Raw genomic sequence first — 14,337 nt, 5'->3', positions numbered from 1 at the left:
TCTTTTTCATTCTCTTTATCGTACTACTTAATAACTCGTCCAAGCATTTATAACCGAGCATCATCTCAAGTTAATTTAGTCGTAATAAGTTGGCCTGCCTCATTAATTGTTACTTTCCATTTCGCTCCACTAACAGTCTTCATAATGATACCTTTACTTGCTTCTATTTCAATATCTCCAAACATTCTTCCGCCTGTTGTTGCTAACCAAGCATTCCCATTTTCCATAGAAGATCTCGCAAATATACGATTAATTCGAAAACGTTTATGGTCTTGAACATAACCCCTCAGTGTAATTCTCGCTTTATATAGTTGACTCGCCTTCATATTCGATATAATTGTGTCGCCTACATTTAATGGAACATCCGATGCAACAACCCAATTTCCAGTTGCACTTAATGCATACTCAATTTTAATTTTCTTCGGGCTCTCTCCCCATCCAAAATACATGCCAAAACAATTCAACATTTGGATTGGATTTTTCGTAAAATCTAATTCAATCACAACTGGATTACTATCCGGAACATCGATATAGTTTACACTTTGTTCATCTATTAAATTAAAACAATTTGCAAGATTCCCCCCGTAAGGTAATTTCCCACTTACTTGCTTAACAGTATACTTCTGCTGAGCATTTACTAATATATCATCTTGGTTCCCTATTAAATGTGGTTTATTTAACGTAATCGGCAACTGAATCCGAAGAGATTCTTCATAGGTAGACTTACAAACATTGTATTGTCCTTTATCTACAATAGTTGTGGAAAGTAAATTCGAAAAAAGGTAGTTACGATGCGAATTAGAAGAAAATTCAATGACAATCTGTTCGCTACTCATCCGGTACGTATCCCAGATCATACAATCAAATGTATTATAAGCGCCCGTACAACGAATTACTTTTTTCGTTTGCTGTCTACATTGTACTTGAATATCATGAAATGTATTACCTGAACTTTCATTTGGCAAATCACTATTTCCATCTACTTCTATCCCATACTGACATCCATCAATAAATATAGATTGAAATACATTTGCATTAATCCAGCAAGGGGTATTTATATCATCTATAAATTCTGTCTTTAAATGTATTGCAGTTTGAAAGTTTTTAATTTGAATAAAGTTGACTTGAAAAAAACTAATATAGTCCCATGCTTTTTGACAATAAAAGTGTATAGCCTTTCCTTTATATGACGACGTTGCATTTATTATATTTATATTTGATATAAGAGAGTGATTAGGAACTTCTATTTGTTGTGAACCGGAAACATAAATAACTGCAGATTGAAACAGTGGATTTATAACTTGAACTGTACCACCTGTTATAGACGCATTTTGTTGCAATTCGAACGCATTAAAATCTCCATCGATTTGTAGTGTTACAGTAGGATCTAGCTCTAACCTTACATTTGATTTAACAACAACCGGCTTTACAATTTTGTACGTATTTACCCCTGTAATTCTAACCGTCGAAATTCGATTCGCTACACAATAATTTATAGCTTGCTGAATTGCTAATGAACTATCATTTCCCGAGTTTGGAACTGCTCCAAAACAATCAATATGAACGCTATTTTCTGGTGCACAATCTTCTTGGGAAGAAATATATTCTGACAAAATAAATTCACTCCTCATATTACCTTTTTCATATAATATGTGAGTTTTATCTTAAAAGTTTCTATAATAAAAAAAACAAACGACTTCTACAGTCATTTGTTTAATTCATATAAATCTTTCGTTTCTTCTATCATTTTCGTTAACGAGAAATATCTCTCTGCTTTCTCTCGTGCTTTCAGTCTAATACCATTCACCTTTTCTTCATTCTCTTTTAGTTCCTCAAGCGCACTTACAAATCCTAATTCGCAATATTCAGATATCAAAACACCTGATTCTCCATCTATTACTGCTTCATTTATTCCGCCGACATCTATTGAAATAATTGGTGTTCCTGTGGCCATCGCTTCAATTACCACCATCGGAAACACTTCACGAAAAGATAATAAAAGTAGGGCATCCATATTCCCTATAAATCTATGTGGTTCCGAAATATTCCCTAACATCTTTACATTTTGCTGCAATCCATACTTTTCTATTTCTTTCATAATAGACTCTTTCTCTGGTCCATCACCAGCAATATAAAACTTAAAATCATCTCTCTTTCTCAATACATTTGCAATTTTTACAAATAGTTGATGGTTTTTTTCTTTGGATAATCTGGCTAATATCCCTACATGATAAGTAGATTCTGTCTTTTTCTGCCGAAATAAAAACTTTTCAATATCCACACCATTATAAATCGTCTTTATTTTTTCTGCAGCTACATGCATTGAAATTAAATTATTTTTTTCAAACTCACTTACTGTAATAATATTGTTCACATATTTATTCATGAAATAACGAAAAAGAATTGGCATTTTCTTTTCTAATATCGTTACATTATGTTTCGTATACACGACTTTTATCTTTTTTTTCATAGACTTTTGAAGTAGAAATGAATATAAAACCATTCGTAAACTATTTGCATGAATAATTTCTATCTTTCGATCACAAATTTCTCTTCGCAAGTAATAAATATTTCTCAAATGATTCCATCGACTAAGCAACATGAAATTTTCTTTTCTAGTAAGAGATTCATATAGTTCTCCATCACCTGCAGCTGTATAAACTGTAAAGTTCTCATCACGCAAATTGCTTTCCAATTTACAGAAATAACTTTCAGCTCCTCCAGTTATCAATTTGTCTGTCATCAACAATATATTCATAATTGCGTCTTCCCAACTACATTGATTTTATTTTTTCTATAGGCATGAAAAGCATACTTACTAAAATAGTAAAAAATTTGCACTGCATTCAATCGTTTTTGTTCCTTTAATAATTTCCAATACCGAAAAGCCGCTCTCATTTTATTTCTCGAAACAGAATTCTCTACAATTCTATACTTCGCTAACACTTGCTGTATTCCTTTCGCTTCATGCCCTTCATGTAATAAGTTTAGCCATAGTGCTGTATCTTCCGGCTGTACATTAGGCATTTCAATATGCGAAATTTTTTCCCGATCAATCATTACTGTTAAACAACCGATAATTGTATTTCCTGCCAAACGATGATAGTCAACAAATTTTGGTACATTCACTTCTCGATTTAGTCCGTTACCGTTTTCATCAATTAAACTATACGATGTATATGAAAAGGCCGCATTCATTTCTTCCATAAATAACAATTGCGTCTTCAATTTATTTGGCAACCATATATCATCGCTATCTAAAAAAGCAATATATCTTCCTCTCGCCTCTTCAATCGCTAAATTCCGAGCTTTCGCAGCACCAACATTTTCTTTTAACGATATTAGCCTAATACGCGAGTCCCCTTCTATTATCTCTTTAATTTTTGCAGCAGATTGGTCAGTTGAAGCGTCATCAACGATAATCATTTCCCAATTTTCATATGATTGATTTTGTACTGATAAAATCGTCTCACCTATAAATCGTATACTATTATAAGAAGGTGTTATTACAGAAACATGAGGCGCCTTATTATGTGCTGATAGACATTTTACCATCTACCTTTCCCCTTCCTTCATATATTGAAATGTACTTCACAACCATTGCTAAAAATAAAAAGAACGCTTCGTTAATAATGAGTGACAATGACATCATCTGAAATAAAAATGCAATCATAGTCAATAAAAGATACGGTTTTTCACGAAACAGAGTATACTGCGTTAATTTAAACATTAATATGCATAAAAAAGCGCTATATAAAAGAAAACCAATTGTACCCGATTCAGACAAAATTTCTAAAAATGTATTGTGCACATATAATTTTTCATTAAATTGAAACTCATAATAATTCGAAAAATTAAACGCACCAATTCCGATATATGGATTGGATATATAATATTTAAAAGCAGCTTCCCATAATATAAATCTTCCACTTCCATTATCATGCGAAAAATCAGAAATTCGTTTATTCAATATATCATCCAATTGGCCACCCATTACACTATTCGATAAACTGAAGATCACTACACCAAACAATAGTAAACTCATTATTATTTTTATTTTTTTTGCAAAACTAGATGTACATACATATACAAAAACGACGAGCACAAGTGCTAATATCCCTCCCCTTGAGAAAGTTAATAAACTTGTCGTAACACATAAAATCAATCCTAAAATGTTCGTCATATTATGTAGGTTTGTCATATAATACATAAAAAATATTGTATTATAAAAAATAAAAATGTTAGGATCATCTAGCAAACCAATTAATCTTGGGTACCCTCTATCAACTAATAGTCCGGCAAAAATTTCTCTTTCTTCTCCACCGTACAATCCAAAGTGCTGTAAACCGACTATATACAGTATTAGACTTACAATATTAAATAGAATTCCTACATAGACAATAGATGATTCAAGTGTTGCTATTTCAACATTTCCTACTAAATTTCTCATTATAAAATAACAACCTAAAACAAGTAGCACACCAAAAATCATACGAATACTAGCATGTAAATATATAGAAAGAATTCCACTGAAACAATAGATGAAATAAAATAGTAAAAATACAACTTCGTGAAAATATAGCTTTTGAATACGAAAGTTTTTAACTGTTGCACAAAAATATATGACTAAAAAAATCATATATATCTTCAGCGAAAATCCAATATATATGTTGTATTTACTTAACATGACAAATAATATTAAGAGCATGATCCATTTCATCGATATTTTCATATTATTTTCCATAGGCTATATCCCCTGTTTCGTAATATAATCCTTTTTGCGTGTTTTTCTTATAAACGAAAGAAGAAGTTTTTTTAGCTCATAATCATATAGGAATATACCAACTACTACGATTAACGTATTCAGAACGAGCGCAATGAAATGATATGTATGCAACATATATTGCACCCCAATAAAAGTTACGCCAAAATAAATCGTATAAGGTATGACAATTTGAAATACAATTTCCCCCTTCACTACACTTACTGCTATATACCCAACTAAAGCTACAATTTCAAATAAAACCATAGCATAAGCAGCTCCTATCACCCCACCAATACTACTAAAGCTATAAAGCATAATCCCACCTATCACTAATGCTATACATTGCACAACTGTTCTTTTATTTTGACATCCACTCGTTGTTAAGCCGTCAGCTATAGCAATATTTAAACTTTGCAGCACAATGAGAAATGATAATATTTGGAGTGGCTCTACTGTATTTCTCCATTCCTCATGAAAAAATATAGAAATAAAGTATGGAGCTAAATAATATAAACCTATTGTCATACATATTCCCACGATCGCCATTAATTTTATTTGAAGTAAGTTTAATTTCGTATGCTCTTCTAATTTATTCTGATTATAATGCTTAAAGAGCACTGGATAAAACGCCCCCGCAATCACCCCTGGTACTTGATATAAAGCTGCTGGCATCCGATAAGCCACCGCGAAAACACCTACCATACTTAATGGCAATGTATAGTTAAGTAAGATAGGTGCTAATTGTGGCGTACTCATTATTAAAAAACCACTAATAATAAAAGGTGTCACTTGCCAAAACAACGCTTTATGAATTACAACTTTCATATTCACATTCGTCTTTCTTTTCATTACATATATGCTGCATATACCACCAATCATATAACCAAATCCATATAAACGCGCAGTTATATAAACTGGTAACTCTCCGAAAATACAAAAACATGTAATGATAATGACAACTGCCGCTGATACAACTTTAATAAGTGCTATATACTTCATACGCTCCGTTAGCTGAAAGTAGGCAATCCCTATATTTTGCCAAGTTAATCCTATTAACATGAAAAACATTACGTTTATCATCATATAAATCAAATTTCTATCCGCATACATATAATGAATAGCAATATAGCCGATTATAGAAATAAAAATAAGTAGAATCATCCTTACCTTTATATACGACGATAAAATCATCTCTAAGTCTATTCCATCTTTTGCCCCTTCTCGAAGAAACGTATTCGTTAGTCCTAAATCTGTAAAAAATAACATAAAAAACGTCACTGCTATAGCAACACTAAACATCCCATAATTTTGTGCATTAAAAAAATTTGCTAAAGCAATTAAACTCACAGCCTGAAGAAGATTAGCTAAAATTGTGCTATAAAATAGATGGATAATATTATTTAAAATAGATCTACCCATACCTGTTCTCCTTTGCAAGCAACCTACTTACATATATTTATCTTGCACCATTACGGTTCAATACAATTAAAACAGTTTTACATAAAATACGAATATCCATCCTGATCGTTTTCATTTCAATATACTCCATGTCCAACTTCAATTTTTCTTTTGCATCAAGATTATACCCTCCATTTATTTGTGCCCATCCTGTTAACCCTGGTTTCACGATTAAGCGGTCTTTGAATTCTGGAATATACGTATCAAATTGTTTATAAAAATACTCTCTCTCTGGCCTAGGTCCAACAAAAGACATATCGCCTTTTAAAATATTGAAAAGTTGCGGCAATTCATCAATTCTCGTTTTTCTTATAAATGATCCAACTTTAGTAATTCTTGGATCATTTTCATCTGCCCATTGTGGTCCATTTATTTCAGCATCTGTTACCATCGACCTTAATTTAAATACATTAAATCTCTTCCCATTCATGCCTAAACGTTCTTGAAAATAAATTGGAGCTCCTGCTGTTTCGAAAACAATTATAATACAAAAAAACAACATAATTGGCAGCGTAACTAATAACAATATGAGTGAAAATATAATATCAAACAAGCGCTTTATACTTCGATTCAAAATACTGGTCTTTTCTTGGGCCGGAATCGTATACAACTTGGCTTGATTTGTTTCACGAATCATAAATCGTTACCCCCACATTCAAGAATATAAAACTATACCTATTAATTCACATTCTTTCTTCTTTATATTCGCTATCACTTTTTGCACAGTACGTAGGGAATCTTTTCTCTTTTTAACTGCTAAGACCACTCCATCGCATTTCCCTGCAATCATGTGCGTAGCAGGAAGCTCAAATACTTCAGAGGAATACAAGAAAATGTAATCAAAATCTTCCTTCCATTTTGCAATTACATCATCAAATTCATCTGTAGCAACTAAAGGTGTACCGGTGTGTACTGTTTTTTTTGCAGGAATACAATATAAGTATTTAGATAAGTTACTAGAGAAAGTTTCATAACTACAGGAGGGATCGCTTATTATATCATTCACTGTTTTCGTATGGTTGCTTTGTAATAATAGATGTAGCTTAGGATCGGAAAAATTCACATCGATAAGTAACACCTTTTTTTTCATTTCTGCAAATACTAGCCCTATATTGACTATAAACGAGGCAACAACGCCTCTATCCTTCGTTGAACTAATTGTGAACACTTGTTTCCCCGATTTTTTTAACTCGTGATACAGCGTATAAAACTGCTCTTTCATTAAAGTATCATGCGGGTCAAATGGAAGCCGTTTCTTTGTCTTAAACATCGACATGTTCACCTCGATATATAGATGATTGCGGATCAACTTCTGTAGATTTCTTTTTTCTTTTCGGTTTCATATTTATGTAACCAATAACAGGGATTGTTGTTATTTTCTCCAAATCTTGTTCGACGTATATACGCTCATCAAAATAATCTCGAAATACAGCTAAACCTACCCCAACAAAAAAACTAACAAGTAAAGAAATAGGGATAATAAGTTGAAATTTCGGAAACAGTTTTTCAGCTTTTTCCTGTAACTCAGGGTCAGTTAATATTTTTACTCCCTGTACATTCGTATACTGCTGAAAGCTTTTTTGAGATTGTTCTGCCAGTGACTTTACAATTTCTTTTACAATTTGAGGATCCGAATCTTTTACTGTAACAGTAACAATTTGTGAATTGTCCATATTCACTACTGAAATCTTTTGAGCTAATTCGTAACTTGATTGCTCTAATTTCAAAGTTTTTTTGACGGTTGAAATAATAAGTGGACTTTTTAAAATATCAACATACGAAGTTACGAGTTGCTTATTTTCCTGTGTTTTATTTGCTGAATTTTCCTTATTAAACTCATCTAAATTCCCAACGAGAATTTGTGTTGAATATTGATATGAAGGCTTTAATACGTACATAGAGATAAGAATTAGAGAAACAGTTAAACAGCACATCGTCAAAATAATTGTTACTATCCTTCTTTTCAATAACTGTTGAAAATCCTTCATACTAATTTCTTGCTTCAATTATTTCACCGCCTTTGTCTGATTCATATTCTGCACATCATTCTTTACAGATAACTCTTTCTTCTTTCTATTCGCTTGCTTTGTTACATACTTTCCGACTCTGAATGCAAATTTTTCTACAAATATATACGAAAGCATTGCAAGTATAAATGAAAAAACGAGTGAAAAAATTAAAATGATAGGCAACGGCAATATTTCATGAAGCATGTATATAAGGGAAAATAACGATATGATATGGTATAAATAAAGACTGTAAGAAATCTTCCCCAAATATAACAAGTATTTATTACGCAGCAACGATGACAAAGTTGATACTGCTAAACTTAATATGACAAATAAACATGCACTTATCGCTACTACGTAGTCTCGCAATATAAAATTATTGAGCACTTTAATTTCTCCGATAAGCCCTTCATACATATAAAGTAAAATCGCTAATAAAAACCATGCAATTTTCTCATTTTTAGTACGATTACTATAAAAAACTATTACATTATTTTTATACTTCGCAACTAGTGCCCCTAGTAAAAACAGTACTGTGTAATGCAGGGTTAATGCATAGCTTGTTAATGTTAAACTTGAATGAAATAACAATAGAATCACGACAGAACATATACTAAAACTAAACAATGTCAATAACGAATCCCTCAACGTTTTTCGTAAACAAACCATCAAAACTAACGGGAAAATTATTGATATTCGCATTTCATGAACAAGTGACCAAATTACGCCGTTATATGCATCTGTATTATATTTCCCAACCAATAATATATGCTGCACGATTAGGCTTAAAGAACTTTCAAGCGTCCATGAGCGATTAAACCATTCACTTAAATCAGAAATTCCATATTTACTCATTGTAGTTTGGCATAAAATAGCTATCAGTATTGCTACGATATATGGAATATAAATTCTGCATATACGCTTTAAAAGGAAGGACCTATAACTATCGTAGTTGTTTTGAATGGATCTATACAAAACAAATCCACTCAAAACAAAAAAGATAATAACAGATTCGTTACCACTACTAAAAATTAGACGAGCAGGTGTTTCTTTTAATAGATACATAACAAATGGTTTATTATCTTCATAACTGTAATTTTGAAATACTGAAAAAATCATTAAATGATGACCAATCATTACTACCAATGAGGAAATTCCTCGAATTGAATCCAGTTCTTCATACCTATCCATCGTTTTATATCAACTCCTAATGAAATGATAATAATCATTTCAAAGCGACACCATTATTCATATTCCTCTCCTTTCTTTTCATTCCAATTTTTCATATTAAAATGATTTATAGCGTAATTTTGAATGTATTGTAACATTTTTTTCAATATTATGAATAGTTAATCTTTTTAATTGATATATACCAATTTCAACCTCGAAAAATGAAAAAAATTGGTAGAAAAACACTATGAAAATATGTTGTATATTTACAAAAATTAAAGAAGAGAATATAGTTATTTCAATATAAAACAAAAAAAGATAGCCTTTATCGGCTATCTTTTTTTACCTTATTTAGTTGCTAGAGCCACTATATGTGACATGTCGTTTCTCAATTCGTTCCTCAATTTCTTTCATATTTTCTTTATTATTTAATAGTGATTGTTTATTTTCAATTAATAGTTGTTTAAAAGATTTTCTCACTTTTTTTCTCATTTTTTATTGTCCTCCTTGGGGGATGGTTTATATAAAGTGAAACTTTAATCAGTGGGGGGTCTTACTGCCCATTAAAGTGGGATAAAAGATAAAGAATTATCTGGTTGTTCTTATAATAATTGATTGTTGTGAATTCCATTTGAACTTCATATGAAAATTACATTTATTTTCTGACAACTTTGCGAACACGAAAAAAGAGCTCCTTCTAAAGCAGTTTTCTAATCGCTTTATTTCATTACATAATTCGCCATTTACGCCATCTTATATCAATTACCTTGTCGAAATATTTATATATATTTCTAGCGCAGTTTCATATACTTTCGCTAACTTACATACTGTGTTCCAAAATAAAAAAGAAGGTGCCACCTAGTCAAAGTTCGACTCATGCAACATCCTTCTTTCTAAACTATTTACAGCATATTGATTAATATTTCAGGTCTTCCCCAATTCATTTCTTCACAAACGAATCGTAATTTTTCTTCATCTATTGTGTGTAATCCTTCTTCTAGTGAACATGAAATAGGAACTTCACAATGAATTTGCGCTAATTGTAATGAAATATTTAAATTCTCTAAATCACTTTCGATCTTCGTACGTTGCGCTTTCGTTAATGATGCCACATTTTCTAGTACAGTTGCTACTGTACCATGTTCTTGAATAAGCTTATACGCTGTTTTTTCACCGATACCTTTTACACCTGGGTAATTATCGCTCGTATCTCCCATGAAAGCTTTCGCATGCACGATTTGCCACGGTTCTACACCTTTTTCTTCCATAATTTTCTCCGGTGTGTAATACTCGTAATTTCCAATTCCTTTGCGCAGAAGCATAACTGTAACGTTCTTATCAACAAGTTGAAGTAAATCCGTATCACCTGTTAAAATATAAACTTCCGCTTCATTGCAGTATTGTTTTGCTAGTGTACCGATACAATCATCCGCTTCATACCCTTTCATGCCGATAACTGGAACAGATAATTTCGCAGTCATTTCTTGCACTAGATCAAATTGCGGAATTAATTCTTCAGGTGGCGCTGCACGATTCGCTTTATAATTTGAGAACGACTCTGTTCTAAATGTTGTACTTCCCATATCCCAGCATGTTACGATGTGTGTCGGTTCAATTGCTTGCATTGCCGTTAATAAATGTTTCATATAACCATGAATCCCGTTTGTAGGGGTACCATCTTGTCGTTTCATAAACTGCCCGTAGACACTTGTTGCATAAAAAGCACGAAATAATAGTGCCATACCATCAACTAATAATACTTTTTTCATAATTCCTCTCCTACCAAAAAAATAATAACCCCACGTCATCACGTAAGGTTATATAAATAGATTACCATTCTACGTTTTTCAACTTTGTCTATTATACATTGTTTTTGTATATTTAGCATCATTTACACATTAAGACGTTTTACTACAACAAGTATGAAGAATCCCTGTATACGTATTTTTCCCAGTTGAAACTACTACAGCTTTTGCATTTCCACTAACAATATACGTCCCTTTGAAACATACATTTTCAAGTTCAAGTGGATTATAGTCTTTCATTCTTTTCAAAGGAATAAATCGTTTGCGTTCAAGATGATAACAACTTTCAAATTTCTCAACACTTGCATCGTTTCCTGTTAGCACAGATTCATTTACTAATAGATCATTTGCATAAATGATACGTACATCTGCTGGTACTGTATCACCTTCTGAAAGGAAAATCATATCTCCTGGAACAAGCTCTTGTACTGGCAAATCCATCATTTTTAATTCACCGTTTAAACCTGTTACACTAGAACATTCTACTCGAGACACAGTAATCTTCTCACATTGTAATCCATCTCTCACATGTTGTTTTGAAAAACCTGGGATCATTCCACCTAGCTTCATCATCACTTCTGCAATACGAGCTCTTTTTGAAGTTAATTCATTTCGGCCGTATACTTGAATACGTTTTTGTGCCTCTTTCATAGACAATCCATCTCTTGTTGTTTTAAAATACGCAAATACAGATTTTACATCTCTCGTTGCGATTTCAATTAATAAATCTTTATTTTTTTGAAGCATCGTTTGTTCTTTCATTGATTTTTTGCTTAATTTATATGACGTGTTACCCACATTTTTGTTTGCATATAACATATTATCGTCTCCTCCTTTACAACGTAGGAAGAAACGCTTTGTTTCTCAATTTATCCACTTTACAGTGAAAGTGTCTAGCGCCTAAACATACATATAAACGCTACATGATGATAAATATAGAGGGAGGAACAAGTCGTTTCCTGCCTACATCATATATTTTTGATTTGAAGTATATGGGTAACGGAACCGAGTCAGAATTTGACATGCTCCTCACCTCCTCGTTTTATTTTATAGTTTATACTATGAAATTACTCATAGCTTTGTAACAAAAAGACCCTTACTCCGAAAAGAGTAAAGGCCATGACATACACAAATAAACGATTCCTAATACAATTAGAAATCTACGGACCTCTCCCTCGCCGAGTTTTAGCACTGTATAGCATAGGTACATTACCAGCTACGTTAAGAAAAACCTTAATTCGATCATTCCTGTTGACCCATTGGCGTCTCTCGACATTTTTGGGCAGTAGCATTTCTCTATACAGGAGCCTCACCTAACAGAGACTTATTTTTATTACATAGAAAATGTTACTCTTATTTAAAATAGATGTCAACACCTTGAATGGAATCTTTTCCTTATTACAACAACTCCCTCTCATATACATACGATTTCTCTTTCTACGTATCAAATGAATGAAGCACATATTTTAAAATTAGTAAAAATAAAAACCTTACGTTTAAACGTAAAGTTTTTAATAAGTTATACAACCAGCAATTACAATCCCAATTGAAAGCGATAAAAACATAAGAAAAAGACCGACCGCTTGATTATCTTCTTCAAGACTTTTATTTATATTAAAGCGTGGTGTAAGCCACTCAGCTAAATAAAAGACGATAATTTGAGCCAAAATCCCAACCGCTCCCCACGAAACCATATCAAGAAGTGAAATGGAATTAGCTGCTGTTGAATATAAAACAATAGCTAACCCAAGTAATCGTCCTCCAAGTACATAGCTTACTGCCTTATTCCCTTGGGCCATTAACTTAAATTCTTTTACTTTCGTTGTCACTTCCATCAGGAAAAGACCTATGCATAAAAGACCAAGTGTTACTGCTAAATATAATAAAAAATTAATCATATACTTCCTCCTTTTTTATACCTACTGGTAAATAGTACGATTCATTCCCCGTAATTTTTTCACCAGCACGAATACCAATACTACTTGCTTTTCCTGCAATTAAAAACGAACCAAACACATACGACAGTTTCTCCATCCCTTTCTCTGTTTCCAAAGATATGACTGGAAGTTCTGTATACTTTTGAAATATCGGCAGTGACGCTTTATACGTTTGGTGTGCATTTTGAATCATAATATTTTCGTCCTTATCACGAATGGTAATCGTGTCTCCCTCTCTACCAAATGAAGGTTTTTGAACGAAAGAACCTTTTCCTAAAAATAAATCTGGTTCTAAATATGTAGGTAACATATATTCTTTAATCCACTGCCGTTCCTCATTTGTATAAAAGACCTCTTCTTCTGCTAATCCCCAAATAAGACACTGAACTGATTTAGGCTGAAGTAAAAATGCTGACAAAGGATTTATAATAAAAAGCTTTCCGGCTTTTACGAGTTGTAACAACTCCACACCTACCAAATCTCCTGTTTCAGGATCTTGATCCTCAATTAAATCTTCTATCGGATATGTTTGGCGGTATAAAACATCAATTTGCACTCCATCCCTATCCACTAAAGCATCTTTTGTAATTCTAAGTTCTGACATTGGCACGACTTTATTTTCAACATGGCATAGCTGACTCAAATACATAGTCGTATTCCAATCCTCAATATGCTCATGATGCGCTGTAAAAACAACATTTGGGTTATCTATTCCCTTTGTCGCTTCCATAACGGCTTTTGTAATACCAGAAGATAGTAGTCGTTCTTGATCCGAATTTGGATTATCATAGCCTAGTTTCTCACAAACTTTTCCATTCATTTGAAAGCATTCCATAATAAATGTTGGCGTATCACTATTAAATTCGAGCATTTTAATTTGGTTATCATCTGTTAAAACGAAATCAAACCGCGAAATAACAGATTCAGGATATAATCCTTTCATTCTAATGAACGATAAGCTCGCAGGAGGAAATCCAAGTTCAAGAAGCTGTTCGTCACTTAAATTACGCAAAAGTCTAGCAGTCTTAAAAAATATTTTTCCCATTCGTTCAGTTGCTAACTGTAATTGTTTCATAGTCTCATTTGTTATAGAGAAAACATGAAATAAACTATACTCACATTCATATAGATCCGACCAGAAATCCGGATATTTCGAATAAAACTCTTTTCGCTCTCTTATGTACTGCGACATA

14 protein-coding genes and 1 riboswitch are annotated in these 14,337 nt (G+C 32.4%); all 14 genes read right to left on the bottom strand.

From position 1 onward, the window contains the following. Nucleotides 1-65: 65 nt before the first annotated feature. Nucleotides 66-1,613, bottom strand: a complete 1,548-nt coding sequence (locus tag FH036_RS12130) for a glycoside hydrolase family protein (protein WP_000006051.1) — start codon at nt 1,611-1,613, stop codon at nt 66-68. 92 nt (nt 1,614-1,705) lie between these two features. Next, entirely contained in the window at nt 1,706-2,758 is a 1,053-nt protein-coding gene (locus tag FH036_RS12125) for a glycosyltransferase family 4 protein (protein ID WP_139895792.1), read from the bottom strand. Then, the gene (locus tag FH036_RS12120) at nt 2,755-3,555 is read right to left on the bottom strand and encodes a glycosyltransferase family 2 protein (RefSeq protein ID WP_000237688.1); all 801 of its coding nucleotides are present in this window, start codon (nt 3,553-3,555) and stop codon (nt 2,755-2,757) included. The genes FH036_RS12125 and FH036_RS12120 overlap by 4 nt, the downstream gene beginning before the upstream one ends. Next, nucleotides 3,530-4,744, bottom strand: coding sequence for an O-antigen ligase family protein (locus FH036_RS12115; RefSeq protein WP_000429849.1), 1,215 nt, complete (start codon nt 4,742-4,744; stop codon nt 3,530-3,532). The genes FH036_RS12120 and FH036_RS12115 overlap by 26 nt, the downstream gene beginning before the upstream one ends. Nucleotides 4,745-4,747: 3 nt before the next feature. Then, nucleotides 4,748-6,184, bottom strand: a complete 1,437-nt coding sequence (locus FH036_RS12110) for an oligosaccharide flippase family protein (protein ID WP_044790372.1) — start codon at nt 6,182-6,184, stop codon at nt 4,748-4,750. Nucleotides 6,185-6,221: 37 nt separating this feature from the next. Next, nucleotides 6,222-6,860, bottom strand: a complete 639-nt coding sequence (locus FH036_RS12105) for a sugar transferase (protein ID WP_044790373.1) — start codon at nt 6,858-6,860, stop codon at nt 6,222-6,224. An 18-nt stretch (nt 6,861-6,878) separates the two neighbouring features. Continuing rightward, nucleotides 6,879-7,499, bottom strand: coding sequence for a CpsD/CapB family tyrosine-protein kinase (locus FH036_RS12100; RefSeq protein ID WP_041184092.1), 621 nt, complete (start codon nt 7,497-7,499; stop codon nt 6,879-6,881). Beyond that, nucleotides 7,486-8,229 carry a YveK family protein gene (locus FH036_RS12095; RefSeq protein ID WP_000806895.1) on the bottom strand — a complete coding sequence of 248 codons (744 nt, stop codon included), beginning with the start codon at nt 8,227-8,229 and terminating at the stop codon, nt 7,486-7,488. Before FH036_RS12095 ends, FH036_RS12100 begins: the two co-directional genes overlap by 14 nt. Beyond that, complete coding sequence (locus FH036_RS12090; protein WP_000376426.1) at nt 8,230-9,423, bottom strand: acyltransferase family protein; 1,194 nt, start codon at nt 9,421-9,423, stop codon at nt 8,230-8,232. A gap of 330 nt (nt 9,424-9,753) precedes the next feature. After that, the gene (locus FH036_RS12085; protein WP_001228049.1) at nt 9,754-9,894 is read right to left on the bottom strand and encodes an FbpB family small basic protein; all 141 of its coding nucleotides are present in this window, start codon (nt 9,892-9,894) and stop codon (nt 9,754-9,756) included. Nucleotides 9,895-10,304: 410 nt separating this feature from the next. Beyond that, nucleotides 10,305-11,171 carry a 5'-3' exonuclease gene (locus FH036_RS12080; protein WP_000757053.1) on the bottom strand — a complete coding sequence of 289 codons (867 nt, stop codon included), beginning with the start codon at nt 11,169-11,171 and terminating at the stop codon, nt 10,305-10,307. 129 nt (nt 11,172-11,300) lie between these two features. Next, on the bottom strand, nt 11,301-12,026 hold the full coding sequence (locus tag FH036_RS12075) for a P-type ATPase actuator domain-containing protein (protein ID WP_044790375.1): 726 nt from the start codon (nt 12,024-12,026) through the stop codon (nt 11,301-11,303). A gap of 343 nt (nt 12,027-12,369) precedes the next feature. After that, nucleotides 12,370-12,535: riboswitch (M-box (ykoK) riboswitch) on the bottom strand. A gap of 183 nt (nt 12,536-12,718) precedes the next feature. Continuing rightward, nucleotides 12,719-13,105: a DUF350 domain-containing protein gene (locus FH036_RS12070; protein ID WP_000606860.1), complete on the bottom strand. Its 387-nt coding sequence runs from the start codon at nt 13,103-13,105 to the stop codon at nt 12,719-12,721. Further along, nucleotides 13,098-14,336, bottom strand: coding sequence for a glutathionylspermidine synthase family protein (locus FH036_RS12065; protein WP_139895791.1), 1,239 nt, complete (start codon nt 14,334-14,336; stop codon nt 13,098-13,100). Before FH036_RS12065 ends, FH036_RS12070 begins: the two co-directional genes overlap by 8 nt. Between the last annotated feature and the right edge of the window lies 1 nt (nt 14,337).

This window comes from Bacillus sp. CD3-5 (genome assembly GCF_006349665.1).
Lineage (GTDB): Bacteria > Bacillota > Bacilli > Bacillales > Bacillaceae_G > Bacillus_A > Bacillus_A paranthracis.
Note: the sequence above shows the minus strand (reverse complement) of the source record. Positions and strands in the feature narration are given on the sequence as shown.

Coding starts and splice junctions, on each gene's coding strand:
- FH036_RS12125 (WP_139895792.1), bottom strand. CDS start 2,758: ATGAATATATTGTTGATGACAGACAAATTGATAACTGGAGGAGCTGAA.
- FH036_RS12120 (WP_000237688.1), bottom strand. CDS start 3,555: ATGGTAAAATGTCTATCAGCACATAATAAGGCGCCTCATGTTTCTGTA.
- FH036_RS12115 (WP_000429849.1), bottom strand. CDS start 4,744: ATGGAAAATAATATGAAAATATCGATGAAATGGATCATGCTCTTAATA.
- FH036_RS12110 (WP_044790372.1), bottom strand. CDS start 6,184: ATGGGTAGATCTATTTTAAATAATATTATCCATCTATTTTATAGCACA.
- FH036_RS12105 (WP_044790373.1), bottom strand. CDS start 6,860: ATGATTCGTGAAACAAATCAAGCCAAGTTGTATACGATTCCGGCCCAA.
- FH036_RS12100 (WP_041184092.1), bottom strand. CDS start 7,499: ATGTCGATGTTTAAGACAAAGAAACGGCTTCCATTTGACCCGCATGAT.
- FH036_RS12090 (WP_000376426.1), bottom strand. CDS start 9,423: ATGGATAGGTATGAAGAACTGGATTCAATTCGAGGAATTTCCTCATTG.
- FH036_RS12085 (WP_001228049.1), bottom strand. CDS start 9,894: ATGAGAAAAAAAGTGAGAAAATCTTTTAAACAACTATTAATTGAAAAT.
- FH036_RS12080 (WP_000757053.1), bottom strand. CDS start 11,171: ATGAAAAAAGTATTATTAGTTGATGGTATGGCACTATTATTTCGTGCT.
- FH036_RS12075 (WP_044790375.1), bottom strand. CDS start 12,026: ATGTTATATGCAAACAAAAATGTGGGTAACACGTCATATAAATTAAGC.
- FH036_RS12070 (WP_000606860.1), bottom strand. CDS start 13,105: ATGATTAATTTTTTATTATATTTAGCAGTAACACTTGGTCTTTTATGC.
- FH036_RS12065 (WP_139895791.1), bottom strand. CDS start 14,336: ATGTCGCAGTACATAAGAGAGCGAAAAGAGTTTTATTCGAAATATCCG.